General features: G+C 69.6%; 20 protein-coding genes. 12 read left to right on the top strand and 8 right to left on the bottom strand.

What is annotated here, in order from left to right:
• Positions 1-5 precede the first annotated feature (5 nt).
• From EJK15_RS77560 to EJK15_RS16510, 3 genes are all read left to right on the top strand, one after another.
• Positions 6-137 (top strand): hypothetical protein, encoded by a 132-nt coding sequence (locus EJK15_RS77560; protein WP_420847061.1) that lies wholly within the window; start codon positions 6-8, stop codon positions 135-137.
• A 99-nt stretch (positions 138-236) separates the two neighbouring features.
• Positions 237-1,538, top strand: coding sequence for an MFS transporter (locus EJK15_RS16505; protein WP_138711316.1), 1,302 nt, complete (start codon positions 237-239; stop codon positions 1,536-1,538).
• Entirely contained in the window at positions 1,535-2,308 is a 774-nt protein-coding gene (locus EJK15_RS16510) for an N-acyl homoserine lactonase family protein (RefSeq protein ID WP_138711317.1), read from the top strand. Before EJK15_RS16505 ends, EJK15_RS16510 begins: the two co-directional genes overlap by 4 nt.
• Here EJK15_RS16510 and EJK15_RS16515 read toward each other — a convergent pair.
• The 7 genes from EJK15_RS16515 to EJK15_RS16545 all read right to left on the bottom strand — a co-directional run bounded on the left by EJK15_RS16515 (position 2,305) and on the right by EJK15_RS16545 (position 12,267).
• Entirely contained in the window at positions 2,305-4,365 is a 2,061-nt protein-coding gene (locus EJK15_RS16515) for an outer membrane protein assembly factor BamB family protein (protein ID WP_206060900.1), read from the bottom strand. The genes EJK15_RS16510 and EJK15_RS16515 overlap by 4 nt on opposite strands.
• A 106-nt stretch (positions 4,366-4,471) precedes the next feature.
• The gene (locus EJK15_RS16520; RefSeq protein ID WP_138711319.1) at positions 4,472-5,188 is read right to left on the bottom strand and encodes an ABC transporter ATP-binding protein; all 717 of its coding nucleotides are present in this window, start codon (positions 5,186-5,188) and stop codon (positions 4,472-4,474) included.
• On the bottom strand, positions 5,185-6,990 hold the full coding sequence (locus EJK15_RS16525; protein ID WP_138711320.1) for a branched-chain amino acid ABC transporter ATP-binding protein/permease: 1,806 nt from the start codon (positions 6,988-6,990) through the stop codon (positions 5,185-5,187). The genes EJK15_RS16520 and EJK15_RS16525 overlap by 4 nt, the downstream gene beginning before the upstream one ends.
• Positions 6,987-7,856 carry a branched-chain amino acid ABC transporter permease gene (locus EJK15_RS16530; protein WP_138711321.1) on the bottom strand — a complete coding sequence of 290 codons (870 nt, stop codon included), beginning with the start codon at positions 7,854-7,856 and terminating at the stop codon, positions 6,987-6,989. Before EJK15_RS16530 ends, EJK15_RS16525 begins: the two co-directional genes overlap by 4 nt.
• A 1-nt stretch (position 7,857) precedes the next feature.
• Entirely contained in the window at positions 7,858-9,000 is a 1,143-nt protein-coding gene (locus EJK15_RS16535; protein ID WP_138711322.1) for an ABC transporter substrate-binding protein, read from the bottom strand.
• Positions 9,001-9,109: 109 nt separating this feature from the next.
• Positions 9,110-10,822, bottom strand: a complete 1,713-nt coding sequence (locus EJK15_RS16540) for a thiamine pyrophosphate-binding protein (protein ID WP_206060901.1) — start codon at positions 10,820-10,822, stop codon at positions 9,110-9,112.
• Positions 10,819-12,267, bottom strand: coding sequence for an aldehyde dehydrogenase family protein (locus EJK15_RS16545; protein ID WP_171074347.1), 1,449 nt, complete (start codon positions 12,265-12,267; stop codon positions 10,819-10,821). Before EJK15_RS16545 ends, EJK15_RS16540 begins: the two co-directional genes overlap by 4 nt.
• 244 nt (positions 12,268-12,511) lie before the next feature.
• On the opposite strand from EJK15_RS16545, the gene EJK15_RS16550 reads away from it, so the two are divergent.
• From EJK15_RS16550 to EJK15_RS16570, 5 genes are all read left to right on the top strand, one after another.
• The gene (locus tag EJK15_RS16550) at positions 12,512-13,243 is read left to right on the top strand and encodes an IclR family transcriptional regulator (protein ID WP_138711324.1); all 732 of its coding nucleotides are present in this window, start codon (positions 12,512-12,514) and stop codon (positions 13,241-13,243) included.
• Between the two features lie 15 nt (positions 13,244-13,258).
• Positions 13,259-14,416, top strand: coding sequence for a CaiB/BaiF CoA transferase family protein (locus tag EJK15_RS16555; RefSeq protein WP_138711325.1), 1,158 nt, complete (start codon positions 13,259-13,261; stop codon positions 14,414-14,416).
• A complete protein-coding gene (locus tag EJK15_RS16560; protein WP_138711326.1) occupies positions 14,413-15,150 on the top strand; it encodes a citryl-CoA lyase in 738 nt (245 codons plus the stop codon). Before EJK15_RS16555 ends, EJK15_RS16560 begins: the two co-directional genes overlap by 4 nt.
• A gap of 126 nt (positions 15,151-15,276) precedes the next feature.
• Positions 15,277-16,218 carry a ThuA domain-containing protein gene (locus EJK15_RS16565; protein ID WP_138711327.1) on the top strand — a complete coding sequence of 314 codons (942 nt, stop codon included), beginning with the start codon at positions 15,277-15,279 and terminating at the stop codon, positions 16,216-16,218.
• A gap of 171 nt (positions 16,219-16,389) precedes the next feature.
• Entirely contained in the window at positions 16,390-16,854 is a 465-nt protein-coding gene (locus EJK15_RS16570) for a four-helix bundle copper-binding protein (RefSeq protein ID WP_240777016.1), read from the top strand.
• Between the two features lie 81 nt (positions 16,855-16,935).
• Here the strand turns inward: EJK15_RS16570 and EJK15_RS16575 are convergent, their stop codons facing one another.
• Positions 16,936-20,148, bottom strand: coding sequence for a penicillin acylase family protein (locus tag EJK15_RS16575; protein ID WP_138711328.1), 3,213 nt, complete (start codon positions 20,146-20,148; stop codon positions 16,936-16,938).
• A 298-nt stretch (positions 20,149-20,446) separates the two neighbouring features.
• Between EJK15_RS16575 and EJK15_RS16580 the strand changes: the two genes are divergently transcribed.
• The 4 genes from EJK15_RS16580 (at position 20,447) to EJK15_RS16595 (ending at position 26,860) form a co-directional block, all read left to right on the top strand.
• Positions 20,447-21,739, top strand: coding sequence for a YncE family protein (locus EJK15_RS16580; protein ID WP_240777017.1), 1,293 nt, complete (start codon positions 20,447-20,449; stop codon positions 21,737-21,739).
• A 112-nt stretch (positions 21,740-21,851) separates the two neighbouring features.
• A complete protein-coding gene (locus EJK15_RS16585) occupies positions 21,852-23,207 on the top strand; it encodes a jacalin-like lectin (protein ID WP_240777018.1) in 1,356 nt (451 codons plus the stop codon).
• A gap of 199 nt (positions 23,208-23,406) precedes the next feature.
• Entirely contained in the window at positions 23,407-25,350 is a 1,944-nt protein-coding gene (locus tag EJK15_RS16590) for an ATP-binding protein (RefSeq protein WP_138711329.1), read from the top strand.
• A 157-nt stretch (positions 25,351-25,507) separates the two neighbouring features.
• A complete protein-coding gene (locus tag EJK15_RS16595; protein WP_138711330.1) occupies positions 25,508-26,860 on the top strand; it encodes an alpha-L-fucosidase in 1,353 nt (450 codons plus the stop codon).
• The last annotated feature ends 49 nt before the right edge of the window (positions 26,861-26,909 follow it).

The following is a 26,909-nucleotide window of genomic DNA, read 5'->3' on the forward strand; positions in this document are numbered from 1 at the left end:
TCAGGGTGGCCAACCAGCACACGTTCGGCGCGCTGTTCGGACGCGACATGACCGCGCCGGAACACCGCGAGCGGCTGCGCCGGATGGTGGGGGACGCGGTCGTGGCCTACCTGCGCGGCGCCGGCGCAAGTAGCTGATCATGCGGCGGCAAGGTAACGATCGGAAACACTCTTGTAATGTACGAACCAGTGAGTTAGTTTCCTGCCACTCCGCTTTTCCCCCTTGAGGAGCATATCGTGACGGTGCAGGGCAAACCTCGCAAAGCGGCTGTGGCAGCCTGGATCGGCAGCGCGCTGGAGTACTACGACTTCTTCATCTACGGCACCGCGGCCGCGCTGGTCTTCAGCAAGATCTTCTTCCCATCCAGTTCGCCCGCCACCGGGACGCTCCTGGCCCTGGCCACCTTCGGCGTCGGCTACCTGGCCAGGCCGGTCGGCGCCTTCGTGCTCGGGCACATCGGCGACCGCTTCGGCCGCAAGAAGGTGCTGGTCGCCACGCTGGTGATGATGGGCGCCTCGACGTTCCTCGTGGGCTGCCTGCCCACATATGACGACGTCGGGCTGCTCGCGCCGGTCCTGCTGGTCGTGCTGCGGCTCATGCAGGGCTTCTCGGTCTCCGGCGAGCAGGCGGGCGCGAACTCCATGACGCTGGAGCACGCGCCCGAGAACCGCCGGGCGTACTACACCAGCTTCACGCTCAACGGCACGCAGGCCGGGCAGATCATCGCCACCGCGATCTTCCTGCCGATCGCCGCGCTGCCCGAGGAGGACCTGCTGAGCTGGGGCTGGCGGGTGCCGTTCTGGCTGAGCATCGTGGTGGCCGTGGTGGGGCTGGTCATCCGGCGCACGCTGGAGGAGACGCCGGCGTTCGAGCAGGAGGTCGCGACCAACACCGTGGCGAAGATGCCGCTGGCCGTGCTCTTCCGCGAGCAGTGGAGGGACGTGCTGCGGGTCGTCGTGGCCGCGGTCATCGCCTCGGTCAGCACGATCTTCACCGTCCACGCCCTGTCGTACGCGGTCAACACCATGGGGCTGGAGCGCGGGCCGATGCTGTGGGTGGGCGTGCTCGCCAACGTCGCCGCAGTGATCACGATCCCGCTCTGGGGGACGCTGTCGGACCGGGTCGGCCGCAAGCCGGTCTTCATCGGCGGGTCGCTCGGCTGCGCGGTGTTGATGTTCGCCTACCTGTGGTCGATCTCCATCGGCAACTACGCGCTGATCTTCATCGTGGGCATCGTGATGTTCGGCATCGTGCACAGTGCCACCAGCGGCGTCTGGCCGTCCTTCTACGGCGAGATGTTCACCACCAGGGTCCGCCTGTCGGGCATGGCGATCGGCACCCAGATCGGCTTCGCCATCGCCGGGTTCGCGCCGACGCTCGCCACGGCCCTGGCCGGCACCGGTCCGGGCAGCTGGCTCGGCGTCTCGCTCCTCACGGCCGCGTTCTGCCTGGTGAATGTGGCGGCTGTGGCGACCGCCAAGGAGACCTACCGGGTTCCCACCGAGGAGCTCGGCCGCACGCGGCAGGTGACGGTGTGAGCGACTTCCGGATCTACGCCATCCGCTACGCCCAGCGTGACGCCAAACGCGGTGAGCACTTCCACGGCTATGACCCGCGCGGTGAGGACCCCCACCCGACGTCCTACTACGTGTGGCTCGCGGTCAACGACGAGCATGCCGTCGTGATCGACACCGGTATCAGCCCCGCACGCGCCGCGCGCGTCGAAGGGCTGGACTACCGCCGCTCGCCGGTGGACGCCGTCGCCGCGCTCGGGGTGCCCGCCGACGCGGTCGATCACGTGGTGCTGACCCATCTGCACTACGACCACACCGGCACGGCCCGGGAATTCGGCTCCGCCCGCTACGTCGTGCAGCAGGCGGAGCTCGACTACTGGATCGGGCCGTGGGCGCGGCGCATCGCCAGGGAACGCTGGCTGCTGAACGACGACGACCTCGCCTCCTTGCGGGAGGCCCGCAAGGAGGGGCGGGTGCTGGTGACCGACGGCGACGCCTTCGTCGTGCCCGGCCTGAGCGTCCACCTGGTCGGCGGCCACACCGCCGGCATGCAGGTGGTCCGCGTCCGGACGGCCCGCGGCCACGTGGTGCTGGCCTCGGACGCGAGCCACTTCTACGAGAACCTTGAGGACGACCGCCCGTTCCCGATCCTGCACAGCATGCCCGGCATGTACGGCGCCTTCGACCGGATCAAGGAGCTCGCCGGCGACCCGGAGCTCGTGGTCGCCGGCCATGATCCGCTGGTTCTGGAGCGGTTTCCGCTGCTGGAGCCCGACGTCGCGATGATCGCCTAGGGCAGGACCTCGATCTTGCCGGTGGGCCGCGGGCTGTAGGAGTCGTTGAAGAAGTACTCGCCCGGCTTGGTGAAGGTGTACTGGAACGATTCGCCCGGCTTGAGCCTGACGTCGAAGAGGCCCTCGAAGAACTGGGTGGCGCCGTGGACGTTGATGTTGTCCGCGGGATTGAGGAAGGTGACCGTGGTCCCGGCGGGCACCCGCAGGTGGGTCGGGGCCATGGCGTTCACCGCCGTGGACTCCACGACGCCGACCTGCCCGTTCTCGTAGGTGCGCGCGAGCACGACGGTGTTGTTCACTGCGCTGCCGTCCATCGGGCTGCCGGAGACCGGCCGCCGGATGATCGGCGCGGGCGGGGTCGCGGCCGGGGGGACGGTGCCGCCCAGCTTGAAGGCCCACAGATGGTCGCCGCGCGGGGCGGAGTTGCCGTACGGGATGCCGGTGCCGCCCGCGTACACGGCGATGTACTGCTCGCCGTCGATCTCGTAGGCGATCGGGCTGCTGCTGACGGCGGCGCCGGTCTGCCAGCGCCACAGCTCGCGGCCGTCCCGGGCGTCCAGGCAGAGCAGGTTGCCGTCCGGCTGGCCGATGAAGAGCAGGTCGGAGGCGGTGGTGAGGATGCCGTTGCCGTGCGCCAGCGAGTACGGCAGGTTCTTCTTCCACCGGACCCGGTTCGTGCTCGGATCCACCGCCACGACGCCGCCCGTCATGTACTCGCCGGGCGGGCGCAGCCCGTTGGACGCCTCGGTCAGCGAGTGCGCCGCCGCCACGTACCCGAAGCCCGTGTACACCAGGCGGGTGCTGTGGCTGTAGGACTGGTGGTTCCAGTCGGCGCCGCCGCCGTGCCCGGGGATGGTGAGGATCGGTTCGTCCCAGTGCGGCGTGAACAGCGACCCGATCTTGTAGTTGGGCACGGCGCGGTGCGGGGCACCGGGGATCTCGGTGCCGAGCGGCTGCCACACCGGCGTCAGCTCGGTCCAGCCGCCCTGGCGCGGGAAGGGCTGGGTGGGCCAGGTCTTCTGCCGGGGCTCCTGCGGCACGGGCAGCTCGTCGATGCCCAGCGGCGCCGAGCCGTCGGTCCGGTCGAGGATGTAGTACATGCCGGTCTTGCTGCCGTACACGACGAGCTTGCGCATCCGCCCCCGGACCTGTGCGTCGACCAGGACCGGCGCCATGACGTTGTCCATGTCCCAGATGTCGTGGTGGATGGACTGGAAGTGCCAGCGGTAGGCGCCGGTCTTCAGGTCCATCGCCACGATCGAGTTGGCGAACAGGTTCTGGCCGCCGCGCTGGGACCCGTCCTGCGAGGAGCGGCTGCCCCTGGCGTTGCCGAACGTCCAGTAGACCAGGCCCAGCTCGGCGTCGATGGCGCAGTGCATCCACGGCGTCGCCCCGCCGGTCTGCCAGGAGTCGCCCTCCCAGGTGTCGTTGCCGAACTCGCCGGGGCCCGGCGTGCCCCAGAAGTGCCAGAGCAGGTCGCCGTTCGCGGCGTCGAAGGCGAGCGCGGCGCCGCGCGGGCCGTCGTTGGTGCCGCAGTAGAGCATGCCGTCGTGGTAGGTGACCGCGACCTTCTCCAGGTTGCCGTACCCGTTGTGCTGCCGCTCCCACACCACCTGGCCGGTCTTCTGGTCGAGCGCGATCACCCAGTTGTCGTTGCCGCAGACGAAGACCTTGCCCGCGCCGACCGCCACGCCGCGCCGGGTGACCGCGCCCCGGGTCTGCTCGTATTTCCACTTGGTGGCGCCGGTACGTCCGTCCACCGCGACGACGTTGCCCAGCGCCGATTCGACATAGAGGACACCGTCCACCGCCACGGCCGTGCTCTGGCTGTTGCCGGCCATGAGCCCGCCCTCGATGTGGTTGACCCAGGCGGCCCGCAGCCGCCTGATGTTGCCCTGGCGCAGGCCGCGCAGCCCGCTGTAGTTGTGGTTCGCCAGGTTCCCGCCGACCTTGGGAAAGTCAGGGGAGGTCCGGCCGGTGGCCGCGGCGGCCTCTCCGGTTCCCGCGAGCGCGACGGCGGCGACGGCACCTATGAGTAACTCTCGTCGATGGACCATGACCATCCCCTCACAGGTCCACTAAGTGGACCGATAGATTCGCTTAAAGACGAACGACAGCCCGAAGAACGCCCCGCAGAGCACCAGCAGCCGCCGGAGCGGGCTGTCACAGGCCTAGGTAGATGCGCCGGACCTGGGGATCGTCGCGTAGGTCGGCCGAGGCGCCGGTGGCGGCGATCGCGCCGTTCTCCATGACCAGGCAGGTGCTGGTGACGTCGAAGGTGAGCTTGGCGTTCTGCTCGACGAGCAGGATGGCCAGGCCGTCGGCGTTGAGCCGTTTGAGCACGCCGGCGATCTCGGCGACGAGGATCGGCGACAGGCCCATGGACGGCTCGTCCAGCAGCATCACCTTGGGACGGCACATCAGCGCCCGGCCGACGGCCAGCATCTGCTGCTGGCCACCCGACAGCGCGCCGGCCAGCCGGTGACGCATCTCGCCCAGGACGGGGAACAGGTCGTACACCTCGTCGATGGGGGTGTGCTTCCAGCTGCTGGTGTATGCGCCGAGCAGCAGGTTCTTCTCGACGCTGAGGCCCGGGAAGACGTGCCTGCCCTCGGGGACGTAGCCGATGCCGTGCCGCACCAGGGTGTGCGCGGGCGCGCGGAGGAGGTCGTGCCGGCCGAAGCGGATGGCGGTGGCCTGGCGCGGCGCGAGGCCCATGACGGCCTTGAGCGTGGAGGTCTTGCCGGCGCCGTTGGCGCCGATGATGCCGAGCGACTGGCCGGGCTCCACGGTGAAGGACACATCGTGGGCGGCGCGGACGCCGCCGTAGTGAACCGACAGTCCTTCCACGGTCAGCGTCCCATCCCCAAGGGCCGTCATCGAGTTGCCTCCTCGACGGCGGCCTCGGCGGTCGCCTCGGTGGGTGCGGTCATCGAGTCGCCGAGGTAGGCGGCGACCACGTCCGGGTGCACGGCGACCTCGGCCGGCCGGCCGTCGGCGATCACCTTGCCGCTGGACAGCACGGTGACCTGGTCGCACAGCGACATGACGAGACCCATGTTGTGCTCGATGATGACCACGGTGACGCCGGAGTCCCTGATGGATCGGACGATCTCGCCGAGCCTGCGCACCTCCTCACCGTTCATCCCGGCCGCGGGCTCATCGAGCAGCAGCAGGGTGGGTGACATGGCCATGGCGCGGGCCAGCTCGATGCGGCGCTGGATCCCGTAGGGGAGCGAGCGCGGCTCGGCGTCGGCGACCTCGGCGAGCCCGAACCGCTCGATGAGCTCCTCGGCTCGCGCGCGCAGCGCACGCTCGTAGCCCAGCACCTTCCAGGGCAGGCCGGGGTAGCGCCAGATCCAGGTGGTCGGAGTGCGGTCCAGGCCGAGGAGGATGTTCTCGCGCACGCTGAGGTCCTCGAACAGGCGCAGGTTCTGGAAGGTACGGGCGATGCCGCGCTGGGACAGCCGGTACGGCGCCGCCCCGGTCACGTCGCGCCCGCGCAGCAGCACCGATCCTTGCGTGGGCGTGTAGAAGCCGCTGATCACGTTGAACAACGTGGTCTTGCCCGAGCCGTTGGGGCCGACGATGCCGCGTATCTGTCCCTGAGGCACGGTGAGGGACACCCCGTCGAGCGCGATCAGGCCCTTGAACTGCTTCGTCACGTCCCGGACCTCCAGCGCGTCTCCCTTCGCATCCGGGGGCGCGGAGTCGTAGGGACGGAAGGGGCCGAGCTGGGCGCGAGAGCCGCCTCCGCGCCGGTGCAGCAAAGATCGAATCTGCCGGGGCAGGCCCGCCAATCCCTTGGGTGCGAACACCACCACGAGCACGACCACGAGGCCGTATCCCAGCTGGGCGTAGCCGGAGGCGTCCAGCAGCGCCTCTCTGACGAGGGAGAGCGCGACGGCGCCGACGACGCAGCCCAGGATGCTGCTCCGCCCACCGATGATCACCATGGCCAGCAGGAGGAACATGTTGGCGATGTTGAAGGTTTCTGGCGCGACGAAGCGGATGAGACCGGCGTACAGCACGCCGGCGAGGCCGCCGTACAGGCCGGAGAGAACGAACGCGGTCATGCGCAGCAGCGGGATCTCCGCGCCGAGCGCGCCCGCGGCGAGGTCGTCGTCGCGCATCGCGCGCAGCCGGCGGCCCAGCGGTGAGCGGGTGACCAGCAGAGCGAAGGCCAGCGCGAGGGCGAAGACGACCAGTTCGACGTAGTAGAACAGGTAGCCGCTGGACAGGTCGATGCCGAACATCGGCGGCACCGGGATGTCGCTGATGCCCTCGGCGCGGCCGGCGATGTGGGCGTTGGTGACCCAGTTGGTGAAGGCCAGCGCCAGGCCGAGGGTGACGATGCCGAGGTAGTGCGACTGCATGCGCAGCGCGGGGATGCCGACCAGGATGCCGAACACCACGGCGACCAGGAGCGCCAGAACCGCTGCCGTCCAGAAGCCGAGTCCGGCCTGGGTGGTGAGAATGGCCACGGTGTAGGCGCCGACGCCGAAGAAGGCGACCTGGGCCAGGTTGATCTGCCCGGCCACGCCCATGGTCAGGCCGAGGCCGATGGCGAGGATGGCGAAGATGATCGCGACGTCGGCGACGTGTATCGCATACCCGCCCAGGCCGTAGGGGAGCAGCCAGGCCGCCACGGCCAGGGGCGCGAGCCATGCAAGACGTTTCATGCGCGGTTCACCGTGGCCTCTCCGAAGATGCCGGTGGGGCGGATCATGACGATGACCGCGAACACCAGGAACGTGACCAACTCGGAGTACTCCTGGAAGTTGCCGGCCGCGAAGGCGTCCAGCAGCCCGAAGGCCACGCCGCCGACGATCGCGCCCGGCATGCTGCCGAACCCGCCCAGCATGGCCGCGGCGAAGCCCTTGATGCCGAGCGTGCCGCCCATGGTCGGGTTGACGTACAGCATGGGCCCGATGAGGCTGCCTGCCAGCGCCGCCAGGCCCGCGCCGATGGCGAAGGCCATCGCGTTGCTGCGGCCGACGTGGATGCCGACCGCGGTGGCCGCCTGGTGGTCCATGGCGACCGCCTGCATGGCCGCCCCCCGCTTGGTGCGCTGCAGGAACAGCGCCAGCAGGCCGGTCGCGGCCGCCGCGACGGCGATCACCACCACGTTGTAGGTGGGGATGCGGATGCCGGCGAGGTCGATCGGCCCGGTGGCGACGGGGGAGGGCACCGCGTGGCCGGTCGCGCCCCAGATGAGCACTGCCCCCGCTTCGAGCACGGCGCCGAAACCGATGGTGCCGATCAGCATCAGCGTGAAGTCCTTGTTCTCCAGCGGCCGCAGGAAGCGCTCGATGATCACCCCGATGAGGCCGGTGACCGTGATGGCCACGATGATCGCGACGGCGAACGGGAGTTGGGTGGCGAGGTAGAACGTGGACGCGGCGTACGCGCCGATCATCACCACGCTGCCGTGGGCGAAGTTGACCAGGCCCATGGTGCGGTAGACGATCGAGAAGCCCATGGCGACGAGCGCGTACACCGCTCCGAACGTGACCCCGCCGATCAGGGTCTGGAGGAATACCTGCACGTCAGCTCGCGGTCTCGGGTACGACCTTGCCGTCCTTGACCAGGCCGATCTTGGTTTCGTGGATGCCGACGCCGTTGGCGTCGTAGTTGTAGTTCCCCAGCAGCCCGGCGCGCTTGACGCCGCGGATGGCGTCGGCCAGCTTCTGCCCGCCTTCGCCGTTGGTCTGCTTGAGCGCCTCGATGAGGATCGACGCGCCGTCGTAGGCCTTGGCGACGTGCATGCGGGCGTCCTCGTTGTAGGCGGCCTTGTACTTGGCGGCGAACGCCTTGATCTCCTCGCTGGCCTCGTTGCTCAGGTACGGCGAGCTGACCACCGACCCCTCGGCGTTCTTCAGACCGGCCGTGGTGGCGTACACGTCGGTGCCCATGGGGGCTCCGCCGGCGAAGACCGCCTTCAGGCCGAGCTCCCGCGCCTGCTTGGCGATCAGCCCGGACTGGACCTCCTCGGCGCCGATGAACAGCACCTCCGGGTCCTGCTCGCGGATCTTGGCGAGGTTGGAGTTGAAGTCCTTCTGGTCGGGGGTGACGACCTCGTCGGCGACCGGGGTGAGGCTCCTGGTCTTGAGCGCGGCCAGGAACGCGTCGTGCTCGCCGGCCCCGTAGGCGCCGTTGTTGCTGATCAGCGCGATCTTCTTGTGCCCCTTGCCGTCGACCAGGTATTTCGCGAGCGTCTCGTCGAAGGTGACGCTGGTCGGCGCGTTCAGGAACAGGAACGGGCTTTTGAGCTCGGCCAGCTTCGGCGACTGGCCCGAGGTGATGTTCGGGATCTTCGCGTCCTTGAGTATCGGCGCCATGGCCAGGGTCACGGCGCTCTCCGCAGTGCCCAGCATCGCGATGTAGCCCCCGCTGGAGATCTTCCTGGCCAGGTTGGTGCCGACGGTGGGATCGCCCTGGTCGTCGAAGAGGTCGAGCTGGATCTGCCGCCCGTTGACGCCGCCGGCTTTGTTGACCTCGTCGATGGCGAGCTTGACGCCCTTGTGCTCCCATTGGCCGAGCGAGCTGAGCTGGCCGCTCTGAGCGTTGATGTTGGCGATCTTGAGGGGCCCGGTGGTGCCGGTCTCGGAGCCGGACGACTGACCGGGAGGGGCGCAGGCGGCGAGGGCTATCAACGCCGCCGCGGCGATGGAGAATCTCGCGAAATGCACGGTTCACCTCGTGGGGGGATAGGTGATGCTTAATTCACGGACTAGTACGTTCGTTATAAACGACAGGACAGGTTGAGGGAATATCGAACGTGCAACGGTTTCCGCCGGATCAATCGACGAAGATGCCCTGGTAGATGTCCTTGATGTTCCAGTGGCCCGGTGTCGGCACCGGTTCGTTCACCATCGGCACATCGATCACGGCGGGGCGGCGGTTCGCGACGGCCGCGCGCAGAGCCGCGCCGAGTTCGGCGGGGGTGGTGACGGTGTGGCCGTCGGCGCCGCACGCCCGGGCGAACGCGGCGAAGTCGGGGCTGTACGGCTGCCCTGCGGGGTCGGTGAAGTCGCAGCCGTGGCTGCGGCCGAAGTGGGCCGACTGCAGGTCGGAGATCGTCCCGTGCGATCTGTTGTTCATCACGACGAAAACGACGGGCGCGCCCTGCTCGACTGCGAGGGGCACGGCGGGTAGTTGCGCGCTCATTCCGCCGTCGCCGATGAGCGCGATCACCGCCCTGTCCGGCTGGGCGAGCTGGACGCCCACGGCGGCGGCGGGGCCGAATCCCATGGTGGAGGCGCCGCCGGGGGTGATGAAGCGGCCCTCCGGGGGCAGCTCGTAGCACTGGGCGACGCCGTTCTTGTTCCAGCCGACGTCGGTGACCAGGACCGCGTCGGCGGGGATCGAGGAGCGCAGGTCCGCCAGGATGCGCTCGGGCCGCAAGGGGAAGTCGTCGCTGCGGCCGCGTTCTCTGCTCGCTTCGAACAACTCGGACCTCGCCTCGAAGATCTGCTTCCGCAGGTCCGGCCGGCTGCGTGGCGCGTGGGACTTGGCGGCGTCGGCCAGCGCTTTGACCGCGAGCCCGACGTCGGCGACCGCGCCGATCTCCGCCGGGTAGTTGCGGCCGATCTCGGCCGGGTCGATGTCGATCTGGATGAGCGCGCCCGCGGAGAAATCCCAGGTGAAGCGGGGATCCCAGGAGCTGGCGTCGGTCTCGGCGAAGCGGGTGGCGAGGGCCAGCACCACGTCCGACTCGCGCGCGTAGGAGTTGGTCAGCTTCAGCCCCCAGAAGCCGGTCATGCCCAGCACCAGCGGGTGGGCGTCGGGGACGGTGCCCTTGGCCATCAGCGAGTGCGCGATCGGGATGTCCAGGTGCTCGGCCAGGGAGATCAGGGCCTCGGCGTTCTCCCGCAGACCGCCGCCGACGTAGATCAGCGGCCGCTCGGCGGCCGCCAGTCTCGCTGCGATCAGCTCTGTGGTGGCCTCCGGCAGTCCGGGCGGCGCCGCGTGGCTGATCGGTGGACAGGGCGCGGCAGGCCGGGAGAAGACGTCCATCGGCACATTGACCAGCACCGCACCAGGGCGGCCAGAGGTCGCCGTCCAGAACGCCCGCTCCACGGCCCGGCCCAGGTCCTGAGCCCGGTGCACGTTCCAGGCCCGCTTGACGAAGGGCCGGAAGATCGACGCCTGGTCGGCGTCCGCATGCAGGTTCACCTCCTGGTGCGGATGGCGGCCTTGGTAATAGGAGGGGATGTCGCCGGAGATCACCACCAGGGGCACCGAGTCGAGCGCGGCGGTCATGACGCCGGTGGTGGCGTTGGTCAGGCCCGGGCCGACGTGGATCAGCAGCACGCCGGGCTTGCCGGAGACACGGGCGTAGCCGTCGGCGGCGTGCGCGGCGGCCTGCTCGTGGCGGGCGATGACGAAGCGAATGCGGCTGTCGGCCAGCGCGTCGAGCACCGCGATGTTGGTGTGCCCGCAGGTGCCGAAGACGTACTCGACGCCGAGCTCCTCGAGCTGCGTGACAAGCGCGTGGGCGGCGGTGTTCACTGATCTCCCCAGATGGTCAGCCCTTTGAGCATGAGGGTCTTGGTCACGGTGAAGTCCTCGATCATCCAGCGGGGCGACTCGCGGCCGATGCCGGAGTCCTTCACGCCGCCGAAGGGGACGTGGTCGAGCCGGAAGTTCGATGAGCCGTTCACGACCAGGCCGCCGACTTCCAGCTCGCGCCATGCGGTGACGATGCGGCGCACGTCGTGCGTGAACAGCCCGGCCTGCAGGCCGTACGTGCTGCGGTTGCACTCCTCGATGACCTCGTCGAAGCCGTCGTAGGGGAGCACGGCGACCAGCGCGCCGAACACCTCCTCGCGGACGACCTTCGCGTCGCGGGGCGGCGCGACCACGACGGTGGGCGCCATCACCGATCCGCTACGGCTCCCGCCCGTGGTGACGGCGGCGCCCGCCCTGGCCGCCTCGGCGGTCCAGCGAACCACCCGCTCGGCGGCATCATCGTCCACCATGGAGCCGACGTCGGTCGCCGGGTCCATGGGGTCGCCCACGATCAGCGCTTTCACCTCGGCCGTCAGCGCGTCGGCGAACTCGTCGAAACGGCTCCGGTGGACGTAGACGCGTTGAACCGAGATGCAGCTCTGGCCGGAGTTGCTGTAACCCGTGCGGGCGCATACGCGCGCCGCCTCGGCGATGTCGGCGTCCTCGCAGACGATGGTCGCGGCGTTGCCGCCGAGCTCGAGCATCACCCGTTTCGGCCCGGCGGCGTGGGCGACGGCATGTCCGGCCGTGATGCCGCCGGTGAAGCTCACCACGGCGATCTCCGGAGCGGCGCACAGCCGCGCGCCCACATCGCCGCCCCCGTGCAGGATCTGCACCCCCTCCACCGGCATCCCGGCGTCGAGAAGCAGCTCGACCAGCGCCGTGGAGGTGGCCGGCGCCTGCGGCGGCGGCTTGACGATCGTGGTGTTGCCCGCGGCGAAGGACGCTGCGAGCTTGTGGGCCAGCAGGTTCGCGGGCGCGTTGAACGGCGTGATGGCCAGCACGGGCCCCGCGGGGGTGCGCTGGGTGAGCGCGGTGTTGCCGATCCCGCGGCCCCAGCCCGCCACCGGCAGTACCTCGCCGCCGATCATCCTGGCCTCGGCCGCGGCGACGGAGAGAGTGTCGGCCACCCGGAGCATCTCGCCGCGCCCGTCCTTGAGCGGCTTGCCCAGCTCCAAGGCCAGCAGGCGGGCGAACTCGGCGCCGCGCTCGGTGACCGCGGCGGCGGCACGTTCCAGGATGTCCGCCCGCGTGGCGGGGGCCAGCCGCGCGACGGCCTTGGCCGCCTGCCCGGCGTAGGCCAGGGCTGCTGTGATGTCGTGAAGCTGTGCGGTTCGCGCCCGGCTGACGGGCTGCCGTAGGTAGGGGCCGATGCGGTCGGTAGACGGGCCCTCGGGCACCCACTCGCCGGCGACTAAGCACGCCGCTTCATGGATTGCGTTCATGGTGGCTCCCATAGATCCGCTTAGTGGTTCTGATAAACCGCACTGTGGATTTCCTCACGGTATGAGGACCGTGAACGTCCTGGCAAGAGGGCGATGTAATCCGCTTGATGGAGCATATGGACCGCCAAGCGGACTCGGTGTTAGCGTACGACCGCATGAGAGGGTGAGCAGCAGGTTCACCTTCGACCACTAGTGAGGACCCGTGCCTTCGAACATTCCTGCAGCGTCTGGGGAGAGCGGTGGCGTGCGCAGCGTCCAGCGGGCGTTCGACATCCTGTCGCTGCTCACCGAGGATCGGCGGACGCTGACTATCCGCGAGGTCGTCGACGAGACCGGGTTGGCCAAGACGACGGCGCTGCGCCTGCTGCAGACCTTGGAGCACATGGGGCTGCTGTGGGCCACGCCGAAGGGCTACACGGCGGGCCCGGCCCTGTGGCGGTGGGCACATCTGGCCCGCTCGGCGTGGGAGCTGCCGCCGGAGACCGTCCAGCTCATGCGCGAGCTGGGCGCGCGGCATCGGGAGACCGTCAACCTCTACGTCTCCAGGGACGTGCACCGCATCTGCATTGCCCAGCAGGAGAGCCCGCAGCCACTCCGCCACGTTGTGCGGGTGGGCGACGAGCTGCCCCTTTGGGCCGGCGCCTCCTCAAAGGTCCTGCTCAAGGACGCCCCGCCGCGGCTGCTCGCGCGGGTGGCTCGCTCCTCTCCGCACGGCGAGGCGCACGTGGCGACGCTGCGGGAGTGGATTGACCAGGCGGCCCGCGACGGCTACGCGGTCAGCCACGGCGAGCGCGAGCCCGGTCTTTCCGCGGTCGCCGTCCCGGTCACAGGCGGCTCGCGGGCGACTGTGGCGGCGCTGACGCTGAGCGGCCCGACGATCCGCTTCACCGAGGACCGCGTCCAGGAATTCGCCGCGGACCTGCGCGAGGCAGCCAAACGCATGTCGGAACGCGGGTTCGACCATCCTCTGACTTGACTTTATGGAGCGTGAATGCAGCAGTTGCCACTGGACGGCGTCAAGGTCGTGGACCTGACCAACGTTCTGGCCGGGCCGTACTGCAGTTACCAGCTCATGCTGTTCGGCGCCGACGTGGTCAAGGTCGAGATGCCCGGCGCCGGGGATCTCGCCCGGCGCCTCGGCCCCGACCCTGAGCTCAACCAGGAGCAGATGGGCGCCTCCTTCCTGGCCCAGAACGCCGGCAAGAAGTCGGTCGAGCTCGACCTCAAGAGCCCGGCGGGCCGGGCCGCCTTCGAGTCGATGGTCTCCGGCGCCGACGTCTTGCTGGAGAACTTCAGAGCCGGGGTGATGGCCAGGCTCGGCTACGACTGGGACCGCCTGCGCACGCTCAATCCGCGCCTGGTGTACTGCGCGATCTCGGGATTCGGCCAAAGCGGTCCCATGAGCGGGGCGCCCGCTTACGACCAGATCATCCAAGGGTTGTCCGGCATGATGAGCGTCACCGGAACTCCGGACACCGTTCCGTTGCGAGTCGGATTCCCCATCTGCGACACGATCGGCGGCCTGATGGCCGCCTTGGCGATCTCCGCCGCGCTGGCCGGACGGCACCGTAGCGGGCGGGGCTGCTGCCTGGACCTGTCCATGCTGGAGGCGTCCATCTCCGCCATGGGCTGGACCGTTTCCAACTACCTGATCAGCGGCGTCGAGCCGGAGCCGATGGGCGACCAGAACGCCACCGCCGCCCCCTCAGGCACGTTCGAGACGGCCGACGGGCCGCTCAACATCGCCGCCAACCAGCAGGGCCAGTTCGAGACGCTGTGCCGGCTCATCGGGCGGCCTGACTTGCCCGCCGATCCCCGCTTCGCCGAGCGCGAGGCGCGCAAGACGCACAGACAGGCGCTCAACCACGAGCTCAATCAAGCACTACGGGCCAAGACCGCGCTGGAGTGGGAGGAGATACTCGCCCGCGAAGGCGTACCCGCCGCCCGCATTCTCACCGTCCCGCAAGCGCTCGCGCTCGACCAGGTGCGGCAGCGCGGCTTCCTGGCAGAGGTGCCGTTCGCCGGGGCCGGCGAACGGCATGTCACCGTCACCGGAAACGGCGTCGTCGTCGACGGCGTCGCCCTGTGCCCGCGCGGGGCCGCCCCGCTGCTCGGCCAGCACAACGAGGAGATCGAGGTGACGTCGTGAGTGAGGTGGCCGATTGGTGGGCGACCGCGGTGTCGAGGATCGAGCCCGACGTCATCGAGTTGCGAGGACAGCCGGTCCAGGACCTCATCGGGCGGATCGGCTTCGCCGAGATGATCTGGCTCATGCTCCGCGGCGAGCGGCCGGATCAGCGGCGGGCGGCGTTGCTGGAGGCAGCGCTGGTCTCGTCGGTCGATCACGGCCCGCACGCGCCGTCCATCGCCGCCGCGCGGATGGCCATCACCTGCGGGGTAGGGCTCAACAACGCCGTCGCCACTGGTGTGAACCTGCTAGGCGACGTGCACGGTGGCGCCGGAGAGCAGTGCGTCGAACTGCTTGAAGAGGTTGTGCGCGACGGCGACGTGGCCGCCGTGGTGACGCGTCGCCGGGCCCGCGACAAATACCTTCCCGGCTTCGGGCATCGCTTTCACTCCCGTGACCCGCGCCGTGACCCGCTGCTCGGCCTGGTCGCCGAAGCGGCGGTGGACGGCGTGGTCGCGGGGGAGCATCTGCGGGCCGCGCTGGAGGTGGAGGAGCAGATCGCGCCGGTGCCGATGAACATCGACGGCGCAACCGCGGTCGTCTACGCCGAGCTCGGCTTTCCTGCTCCGCTGGCGCGCGGGCTGTTCGTGCTGAGCCGCAGCGTCGGGATTCTGGCGCATGCGTGGGAGGAGGCCGGTCAGGGGCGGCGGAACAAGGGCCCGATCCCGCCGTCCGTCCTGCCGACCTGGCTGTAGCGAAAGGCCTTACGCCTGATCTCGTAGTGAAGACAAGAGCTTGTCGGGGCTCGTGTCACTGGTTACGCTCAAACCTCTCAGTGGACCATCTGATCCATGTAGTGGATCGAAGCGCGCGAGGTGCCCATGCGCAGCAAACTGTCGATCGCCGCCATGACCGGTGCGGCGGCCCTTCTGCTCACCGCCACTTCTCCCAGCTCCGCGGCCTCGCCCGAGGGGGCTCGGAGCTTAGGCGACCCCGACTACGGAGTCTGCCGGGGCGTCGACCCCCGCTGCTACCACGACTGGGGCAACTTCGACCCCGCCAAGGGCTACCGCCTGCTCGTCTACAGCCGCACCGGGGGGCCGCGCCACGCCCACCTCGGCACCCCGCTCGGCCCCGGCCTGAACCCACCGCTCAACGACGACAACGTCGCCGTCAAGGCCGTGCTCAAGCTGGGGCAGGACAACGGGTTCGCCGTCGACTACACCGAGGACGTCACCCAGCTGTCGTCTGCGGGCCGGCTGCTGCCGTACAACGCCGTGATGTTCCTCAGCACCACGCGCGACACCCTCGACGACGCGGCGCAGACCGCCCTGCGGCAGTACGTCCGCGCCGGCGGCGGCTTCATCGGCGTGCACAACGCCTTCGGCACCGAATACAACTGGCCCTGGTACGAGGGCCTGCTCGGCAACGCCAACTTCTACGACCACAGCGCCAACCAGCCCGGCACCGTCGTCACCGTCAACCGGCGCGACGCCTCCACCCAGGGCCTGCCGCAGCGCTGGGCCTTCACCGACGAGTGGTACAACCTCATCCCGTACCCCACCCGCGTCCGCGTGCTGGCCGAGGTGGACGAGAGCACCCTGGCCCGAGGCGTGCGCGGCAGCCTGGGCCACCCCGGTCACGGCGACGACCACCCGGTCAGCTGGTGCCAGTACTACGACGGCGGCAAGGCCTGGCTCACCACCCTCGGCCACGACGTCAAGGCATGGACCGACGAACCCATGGAGGGCGACCAGTACTTCATCCAGCACCTGCTCGGCGGCGTCAAATCCGTGCTCGGCATGGCACCGTTCTGCCGATGATGGATTCGCCCGCGCTCTTGAAGTGCCGTCAGCCGGCCGGTGAGTGCCACCCGGAGCCGCGAGGTCGTGATATTCGGATGACCGGCCGTATCCAAGGCTGTGAGCTGGGAAGGCCTGGGTGAGACGTCGGCGGGTAGGCGTTACCAGGCACCCGACGATAAGGAGGTCGACATGACCTACACCGAGAAGATGCTGGACGCCTACCCGGCCCAGATCAACCTCGACCACAGGCAGCTGGCTGCCGTCATCGATGCACTCGAAGCCTGCGCCCAGGCCTGCACGGCCTGCGCCGACGCGTGCCTGTCGGAACCCGCCGACCGGTTGCCGATGCTCAGCCGATGCATTCGTGACAACCTCGACTGCGCCGCCATCTGCTCGACCACCGCAGCGGTCCTGTCGCGGCACACCGGCTACGACGCCAACCTCTCGCGCGCACAGGTGCAGGCCGCGATCCAGGCGACAAAGAGCTGCGGCGACTCCTGCGCCGAGCACGGCAGCCGGCACGAGCACTGCCGCATCTGCGCGGAGGCCTGCCGGGAGACCGAGCAGGCGCTCAACGCCCTGCTGCCCCAGCTCCAGCCGACAGGAGCGACCGGTCCGCCCAGCAAGAGCAGCCCGCAGCAGCAATCGCGATAGGGCGAGAACGCCCCGCCCAGGCACCCAGGGGGAGGCAGGCGCCCGTCCTCTCTTGAGGGCGGGCGCCCGCGTCGTCCGGCGTCAGTGGCTGTACGCCCCGAACTCCCAGAGCGAGTAACCCCATTGGGTGCCACGCTGGACGCCGCTCATTCTGACGTGGCGGGCGTTGACCGCCGGGAACGTGACGTTGTCGACGCCTCCGTCTCCCGCCGTGGTGGTGTGCACGGTCGACCAGGAACTGCCGTCGTTCGACACCTCGATCCGGTAGCTCTTGCCGTACGCCGCCTCCCAGCGCAGGATCACCCTGCTGACGCGCCGCACGGAGCCCAGGTCCACACGGATCCACTGGTTGTCGCTGTGCGCGCTTCCCCAGCGGGTGCTCAGGTCGCCGTCGACGGCCCGGGCGCCCGGCAGAGACCCCTCGGCGCTCGACACGGTCACCGTACGGCCGCGCGCCAGGTTCGCCACGTCGTCACCGCGCCGCGCGGGGAACGACACGATCTGGTGGTACGTCGGCCGGTTCTGCCAGGAGATCAACGCGTGCTTGATCCCGCCGAGCGGGGCCTGCCGGATCGTGTCGGCGCACCATTGGCCGCCCGCCGAGCACACGTCGTCGCCCGGGTACGTGGTCGCCGCCGGCTCGGCGAGCGCCTCGGTGAGGCTGGCGAGCAGCACCTGACGGCACCCGGCGACGGTCCCGTCACCGCAGTGACGACGCGGGAGCGCCCCGGCCACGGGGTCGCCGAGGACCGCGCGCAGGTCCTTGTCCGCCCAGCCCCACCAGCCGTACTGCAGGGCGGACCCCTTGTGCGGCTGAGCGCTGTTGGCGGAGGACGGGTAGGAGGACACGTCGCCCATCTGGTGTCCGGAGGGCGACTCGTTGATCTGCAGGGCGTTCACCAGAGCCTGGTAGAGCTCGGCGCCCAGGCTGGGGCGGAACTGGGCGCGGACCAGCTTGGGCCACCAGGCGTCCATGACGCGGATGGCGTCGGCGTGGGCGTAGGCCTTGCTGCCCGCCGCGGTCTCCTTGCGCAGCGCGCCCGCCTGCCGCCAGGCCGACAGCTTGGCGATGGTGGACGACAGCGCCGTATCGTCCACTGGGCCGAGTACGCGGAGCAGTTCGGGCAGGACCTCTTTGCCGCGCAGGTCGGTCACCGCCGCCTCGGCGACGATCTTCGCCGTGCCCGCGCGGTCCAGCTTGCCGCCGCCGCCCAGCGCCGCCTTGATCGGTTTGTCCAGCAGGTCGCCCCGGTGCACCGCGGAGAAGCTGAAGTTGCCGTCCGCCGCACCGAAGTCCTTGGCCTGCTTGTTGTTCCAGCTCACGTAGTAGTCCTGGTTCACGGACTTGGGACGCTGGGCGACCGGCAGGTACGTGGCGACGTTCGTCACCGGGTCCCAGCCCTGCCACTCATGCGCCTGATCGGCCGTCATCGGCAGGTTCGGGTCGGAGACCGCGGAGCGCATCGGCACGTCCCCGGACATGAAGTAGGCAGCGTCGGCCGAGTTGACGTAGAACCAGTTGAAGTTGAACGAGATGTTGGACGCGGAGTTCATGAAGTCGGCCGCGGTGCCCATCTGCGCGGGTTCGTTGAACATCATGAAACCCATCGCGGAGTCCACTTCCCGCATGTAGGTGGATCGCAGGGTGGCGAACGCGGTGGGGGCGCCGTTCACGGTGCCCCGCCAGGTGACCACGCCGTGCATGGTGCGATAGATGACCAGCTTGTACGAGCCGGCGGGGGTGTTGTCGGCGGTGGTGGGCTTCCAGGAGTTGGTGCGCTCCAGCTTCTCCATCGCGACGCACTGCCCGCGGAGCATGTAGTGCGCGGAGTTCTGGGTCGGGGAGCCGCCGCCGGGCTCGCAGAGCGTGAGCGCGTAGGTGTCGCTGATGTCCTGGTTGCTGGACGTGGCGCTCCACGCGTAGTCGGGGCCCCGGCCGAGCAGGACATACATGTTGAGGCCGGCGAACGCGGCGCCGCGGGCCTTGATGCCGGGCGCCTCGATCTCCTGGAGCATCAGCAGCTGGGGCGCGAAATAGCCGGTCTGCGGACCGAAGACACCGATCGGGTGCCCGGTGGCCGACTTGGCCCCCGAGACGACCACGGCGTTGGACATGGACGCCTGCCCCGGCTCCACGCGCAGCCCGGGCAGCATGCCCTCGGCCTCGGTCTCCGGGGTGATCGCCGAGCCGGTCGCCCCGTCGACCACGCTCACCGGCCGGGTCGTCGCGAGGTCGGGCAGCACGACGCCGGTGGCCCCGGTGGGCGGGTTCCCCCAGGGGAAGCTCTGCCCGTCGTGCAGCGTCAGCACGGCCTCGGGGTCGTTGCGGCCGCGGAACGCCTCCCACACCTGGTCGCCGGCCGCGGTGCCGTACTTGGCCCGTGCGGCCACCCGCACCAGCGCCGACTGCATCTCCATGCCGCCACCGCCGCCGAACAGGCCGCCGATGACGCCGGAGATGGCGATGAGGTCGGTGATCGTGAAGTACTTGGGGCCGCCGGCGTTGGTGACGGAGTCCAGGTGCCCTGCGAGCACGTACTCGCCGGGGCAGTCACGCCGGGACATGCACCGGTCGATGTAGGCGTTCACACCTGTGACGTAGTTCTGCACGTCGGCGTAGAGCTGGGCGCCACGCGGGCCGCTCGCGCGCAAGCGGTCGAGCTGGGCCCGGAAGTCGGCCTCGGTGTAGGGCGAGTTGCGCCAGACGCTCTGCTCGAGCTCGCGGTTGCCCTGGGCCCCGCCGGCGAAGGTGGTCAGGTCGCCGCGGCCGACGTGGCGCATGAGGTCCATCAGGAACAGCCGGTCCTGGGCACCGGCGAACCCGGCCCCGACCATCGCGCCCTCCCGGGTCGTGCCCTTGATGTGCGGCACGCCGGTCGCCTTGTCCCGGGTGATCGTGACGTCCGAGCGGGGAGAGATCGTGCTCTCCACCTGGCCCGCGGGCACGCCGAAGGAGGCGTCATTGAAGAAGTTCTCGATCTGGTCGTCGGTGAGCCCGGTGTAGGCGTTGATCAGACCGGCGTACTTGCCGAGCTGGTCGGCGCTGTGCGCGGGCAGCGTGCCGAACGCCTGGTTGCCGAGGACCTCGACGAGGGTGGCGTTGCCGTTCTGCCCGGGCGGGAGGACGTCCGAGCACTGCCCGAGACAGTAGTCGTCCCGGATCTCGTCGAGCGCCGCGGAGGAGGTGGAGGTGGAGGTGGAGGTCACGCTGGAGGCGGCGCTGGGGGGTGCGGTGAGGACCGCTGTGAGGGCGGCGAGGGCGGTGGCCGTCGCGACCGCAGCTAAGACGCGCATGGCATCCTCTCCGGGTCGAAGGTCGAGTCCCCGACAAAACACGAGCCCTGCTCAGGTCTCGCTGCCCGCAAGTTACGCTCCAGTAGCCCGGCAGTCAACGATCTGTCCCGCGACCGCCGATACCTCGTCGTCGTCCCTCTCCGGTGTCGGTTCACAGCCCCCGAAGTCAGGTCTTGTGGGGGCGAGGAGCATTCCTTACTCTCGAGTAACCAGTGCGGATAGAACACGTTCTAGCGTGGCGTGGCGCGCTGCTCCACGCGTTTTTGCATGACCCACCCATGCGAAAGGCAGGGCGACGATGTCCTCTGGCAAGAACAGTGACCCGCGGCGGACGATGGGCCCCTCCAGGCGGCGGGTCCTCGGAGGGGTGGCGGCCACGCTGGCGATGGCCGTCGCGGTTTCGGGGACGGCGGCAGCGGCCACGCAGCAGGCGGGCGCCTCTGCCCTACGGGAGGTGCTGTTCGTCGGCAACAACTGGGAGGGCACGGCCGACGTCATCGATTCCACAGGCGGCTTCGCCAAGATCGGCCGCGTCAACGTCATCCCCGACAAGGACCAGCGGCTGAGCGAGATCTACCTCAACCCCGTCAAGCTCGCCTACTTTCTCGCCATCCGAGAGACCGTGGGTGAGGGGCACGACCAGCTCGTGGACGACATGTACACCACGCCCGACGGCACGGCCGTGGTCGTGTCGCGGCCGAGTTTCGCCGACGTCGTCTCGATCGACCTGGCCACTGGCAGGATCAAATGGCGGTTCCCGGTATCGGGTTACCGTGCGGACCATATGGCGGTCTCGCCGGACGGCAGACGCGTCGCGGTGTCGGCGTCGACGTCCAACACCGTCCACGTCCTCGACATCCAGACCGGTAAGGAGGCCGGGTCGTTCAAGAGCGGTGACAAGCCGCACGAGAACGTGTTCACCCGCGACGGCAGGTACTTATGGAACATGTCGATCGGCGACGTGAACACCGACCTCGACGACCCGTGGCTGGACTGGACAAAGGGCGACCGGCGCATCACCGTCGTCGACACCTCGACGTTCAAGCAGGTCAAGGTCATCGACATGCGGAAGCGGCTGGACGCCTTCGGCCACAAGAACGTCTCGGACGCCGTCCGGCCCGCTGTGTTCACCCCCGACGCGTCCATGCTGTACTTCCAGGTGTCGTTCTTCAACGGCTTGTATGAGTACGACGTGGCCGCCGACCGGATCACCCGGGTGAAGACCCTGCCGGAGAACCCTTCGACCAGCAAGAACCGCAACGACTGGATCAACGACTCCCGCCACCACGGCGTGTCGATGAACCCCGCCGGCGACAAGCTGTGCGTCGCGGGGACCATGGACGACTACGCGACCATCGTCGACCGTGCGACTCTCCAGGAAGGGCCGCTCGTTACCGTGTCCAAGCCCTACTGGGCGACCGTGAGCGGCGACGGCAGGGCGTGCATCGTCTCCGAGAGCGGCGCCGACCGGGTCACCGCGATCGACTTCGCCACGGGTCAGAAGGTGGCGTCCGTTCCGGTCGGGGATCACCCCCAGCGTGTCCGCCTCGGCCACGTACCCGCCGGCTGGACAGGCCCCACGGGCGGCTGACGCTGCGGCTCCTCCAGCGAGGTTGTGCGACCTCTGGACAGGCCATCCCCAGGGCAAGATTATGAGTGCGACTCACTTTCTTGCCCTCGGGCACGCCCCCTTGGAGTCACTGATGTCTGTCACCGCGGCTGTCCGGCGGCCGGTCGTCCCGCTCGTTCTCGCCCTGCTCATGCCGCTGCTCCTGGCGGTCGTCCCGGCCGGTGCGGCCGCGGCGGTGGGACTGGGTACGGCCGGCGCGGCGGACGGCACCTTCTCCGTGCTCACCTACAACGTCGCCGGGCTCCCCGAGCCGCTGTCCAGCGGCAGCCCCGCGACCAACACCCCGCTGATCGGCGCCCGCCTGGGCCCCTACGACATCGTGCACGTCCAGGAGGACTTCAACTACCACGCGGCGCTCTACGCGGCCGACGCCCACCCGCATCGCACGCCCACGAGCGGCGGCGTTCCGTTCGGCGACGGGCTGAACACGCTGTCCGGCTTCCCCTACAGCGACTTCCAGCGGGTCAAGTGGAACCAGTGCAACGGCACCGACTGCCTGACGCCCAAGGGCTTCACGTTCTCCCGCATCCGGATCGCCGCGGGCGTATACGTCGACTTCTACAACGTGCACGCCAACGCCGGCAGCGAGTCCGCGGACCTCGCGGCGCGCCGGGCGAACATCACCCAGCTGTCGCAGTTCATCCAGACCTACTCCGCAGACCAGGCCGTCGTGGTCATGGGCGACACCAACACCCGCTACACCCGCACCGGCGACAACATCCGTACGCTGCTCGACGACAACGGGTTGAAAGACGCCTGGGTGCAGGCCGTACGCGGGGGCGTGCCCCCGGCGGCCGGCGACCCCGCCCTGGTATGCGACGCGGCGAACGTCACCGACGACTGCGAGGTCGTCGACAAGATCTTCTATCGCGGCAACCGGTTCATCCGGCTCGACCTGCTCGGCTACCACAACGAGAACGCGAAGTTCCTCGACGGCGCGGGCACGCCGCTCTCCGACCACTACCCCCACCTGGCCAGGTTCTCCTGGACCCTGGACTCCGGCATCCGGATGAGCGACCAGTTCGGGGGCCCGCACGGCACGCCGTTCACCGACGTGGCGGACCTGCCGCCCGCAGCCCAGATGCGTCGCCTGCTCGTCCGGGCCGGCTCGCGCATCGACCAGGTCGGCCTCGAGTACGGCACAGGCCAGACGCTGACGCACGGCGGCACGAGCGGCACGGCGCACTCGCTCGTCCTAGGCGCCGGGGAGCACCTCACCCAGCTCACCCTGTGGTCGGGCCAGCGGAACGGCCACACGCGGATCTTCGCCCTCACCGCCCGCACCAACCTGGACCGCACCCTCAGCGCGGGCACCCAGACCAGCACCCGGACAACCTTCACCGCCCCGTCAGGCTGGAAGATCAGCGGCTTTCACGGTCGCTCCGGCGATGAGATCGACAAACTTGGCGTGATCTACACCCCGATCTGATCCCGCCACCGGTCGATCTGGCACGGGCAACGCGTCTTCCCGCGCCGACAGGAGCATGCGTGCCAGGCGCGTGCCCTGACAAGTTTTCCTGATTACAGCCCGAGACCCGAGGCAATATGGCCCCCAGAGGGCTTTCAGCGGGCCGATGCTTCATGCGACCGTAGATACGCACACAGTCAAAGACGACGCAGGGGTCAGGGTGGGAGTGGACGTCTTCATCGGCAGGCAAGCAGAGCTGGCCGACATAGTCGCCCTACTCGAAGGGGAGCGCCACGTCACGCTGACAGGTGCTGCCGGAGTGGGGAAGACCTCCCTCGCACTGCACGTGGCCAGGGCTCTCGAACATGAGCTGCCTGGAGGCGTGCACGTCCTCGACCTGTACGACGCTCCGGACGACCTCTCCTCGCTGATCGAGATGCTCGCCGACGTGATCGGCGTGCGCGGACAGCCGAACGTGTCCACCCTGCAATCCCTGGCCGACCAGCTCGCCCCGCACCCAAGCCTGATCGTCCTGGACACCTGCGACCGTGTCGTGGGGGCGGCGGGCCTCCTGGTCGATCTGCTGCTGCGCTCGGTCGGCGCGCTACGGATCCTGGCCACGAGCAGGCAACCACTGGGCCTGCCGGACGAACGCCGCTACCTGGTCGACGGCCTGCGTGCAGAGGACGCCGTCCAGTTGCTGACCACCCTTGCCGACGGGCGGCTCGACGGCGTGGACCCGGCGGAGTTGTGCGAACGGCTCGACCACCTGCCCCTGGCGATCACACTCGCCGCAACCGGCCCCCACCCGATCGCTGATGACGTGCCCGTAACGGCCTCCTCTGACCGTCGGCACAGTTCCATGCAGGCCGCCTACGGCTGGGGCCACGAGCTGTGCACACCCGGGGAGCGCCTGCTGTGGGCCCGGGCCTCGGCCTTCTCCGGCCTGTTCGATCTCGAAGCCGCGCAGCACGTCTGCGCCGGCGACGGCCTCACTTCCGACGACGTCCGCGGCGCCCTGCTCGGCCTGCTCGGCAAATCCGTCGTGATCCGCCAGGAGCGAGAGTGCGGCATCCGCTACCGCCTGTCGTACACCGCCCGCGAGTACGGCGCCGCCCGGCTGGAACACCTCGGCGAGGCCGGCGAGATGCGCCGGCGCCACCGTGACTACTTCCTCGACCTGTCCGCCCGCGCCGACACGGGCTGGCGCAGCCGGCAACTCGAGTGGCACCAGAGGCTGGCGGTTGACCGTGCCGACCTGCGCACGGCCATCGACTATTGCTATTCAACCCCGGGGGAACACGGCAAAGGCCTCGAAATGGTGGTCAATCTGTGGTTCCTCTGGACGTGCTGCGGCATGCAGGCCCTCGGCGACGATCTGCTCCGGCGCGGCCTGGACCTCGATCGCGCTCCCAGCCCCATCCGGGTCAACGCGCTGTTGCTGCACGCCTGGGTACTGATCGAGCGTGGCGACCTCGACGACGCGGAGCGCATCCTCGCCGAGTGCGATGCCGCGGGTTCCGGCGCCGCCGCCTACCTCAGCCAACTCCAGGCGCACCTGGCCGTCCTCAGGGGTGATGTGGGCGACTCCTTGCGGCTCATCAAGGACGCCCGGGTACGGCACCGCGAGGCCGGCAACGTCGTTCCCGGCCTGCTGACCACCTATATCGTCATGGCCACGGCCCTGATGCTCGGCGGCCATCACGACGAGGCCGCCTCCGTCCTCAACGAAGGCCGCAACCTGTGCCACACCTGCGGCGACTACTGGACCCTCACCCGGCTAGATCTCCTCCTCGCCCAGGCCCAGCACCTCGCCGGCGACAGTGCCGCCACAGCGTCCACCCGTGACTCCCTGCACATCGCCCGCCTGCTGGACGACAGCATCTCCTTGATCGAAGGACTGGAGATGTCCGTCGTGATCGCCGAAACCGAAGAGGAAGACGAGCTCGCCACGATCCTGCTCGGCGCATCCGATGCCGCCTCGAAGCAGGTCGAGGTGCCGCCGTGCCGCCGCTCACCCGTCCTGTCCACCATGCTCCGCACGTCGGAGTTGAGGCTGCGCGGACGCGTGAACAGGGCGAAGTTCCATCAACTGATCGAGCTGGGAGGCTCCACCAGCCTGCCGGCCGCCGTGGAACACGCGCTTCAGGGCACCTCTCCCTGACCCGTGCGGCACGCGGCCGGGCTTGGGGAATAAGTGGACAGGGCCTGCCCACCGAGCCGAGCCCTGAGATCGGATGTATGCCCCCTATGGCGCCTTGGTGTGGGTGGATCCTAGGGTTGTGCCCAGCAAGTAGTCCGATGTCTCTTCGAGGTGTGCCATGACCGACGACTCGCACTCCCTGACCGGCCGACCGGTCCCGGCGTGGTTCACCGACGCCAAGTTCGGCGTCTTCATCCACTGGGGCGCGTACTCGGTGCCTGCCTGGGCAGAGCCGACCGGCGAGCTGGGCGCCACCGATCCGGAGGTGTGGTTCGCGCACAACCCGTACGCCGAGTGGTACTGGAACACCAGCCAGATCGAGGGCAGCCCGGCCTGGGCGCACCATCACGCGGTGCATGGGGGCCGCCCGTACGACGACTTCCTCGACCTGTGGCGGGCCGAGTCGTTCGATCCGGGCGACTGGGCGGACCTGTTCGCCCGCGCCGGCGCCCACTACGTCGTGCCGACCACCAAGCACCACGACGGCATCGCGCTGTGGGACGCGCCCGGCACCGGCACCCGCAACACCGTCCACCGCGGCCCGCGCCGCGACCTGGTCGCCGACCTGGCGGGCGCCGTGCGCGCCCGAGGGCTGCGCTTCGGCGTGTACTACTCCGGCGGTCTCGACTGGTACGCCGGCCGCCGCGCCGTGATCCGCCACGAGGACCTGATCGACGACTACGGCCGCCCCCACGAGGCCGCCTACGCCGCCTACGCGCTGCGCCAGGTGCGCGACCTGATCGACCGCTACCGGCCGGACGTGTTGTGGAACGACATCGGCTGGCCCGACCTGGGCATGGCCGACCTGCCGGGCCTGTTCGCCCACTACTACGCCGCCGTCCCGGAGGGTGTGGTCAACGACCGCTGGGACGGCGCCCACGCCGACTACCTGACCAGCGAGTACCAGGCGGGCCGCGAGAAGGAGGCGGCCGCCGCCTGGGAGAACTGCCGGGGTGTCGGCCTGTCCTTCGGCTACAACCGCAACGAGGGCCCCGAGCACCTGCTCGACCCGGCGGGCGCGGTGCGGCTGCTGGTGGACGTGGTCTCGCGCGGCGGCAACCTGCTGCTCAACGTCGGCCCCAAGGCCGACGGCACCCTGCCGGAAGAGCAGCGCGCCGTCCTGGAGGGCATCGCGTCCTGGATGGCGCACCACGCCGCCGCCGTCCACGCGACCAGGCCCCTGGAGCCCGGCGACGCCGTCCCCGGCGGCGAGACCGCCGCGGGAGAGGGCCCGCCCTGGGTCCGCTGGACCCGCGACGACCGGCACGCCTACGCGTTCGTCGCGGGCGCGCCGGGCGGCGAGGCGGTGCTCAAGGCCCGGCCGGGGCTGCTCGACCCGGCCACCGCCGCCCGCCTGGACGGCGGCCCGGTCAGCGCCGCGGCTGTCCCGGACGGCGTTCGGGTCACCTCGCCGGGGCTCGGCGCGCCGCTTCCCGCCGCGATCCGCTTCACGCTGGCATCGCCGGGATGAGGCTGACGCCGGCGCCCTCAGGCGAGCCGACCATCTGATCATCGAAGGG

This window comes from Nonomuraea basaltis, from assembly GCF_005893125.1.
Lineage (GTDB): Bacteria > Actinomycetota > Actinomycetes > Streptosporangiales > Streptosporangiaceae > Nonomuraea > Nonomuraea basaltis.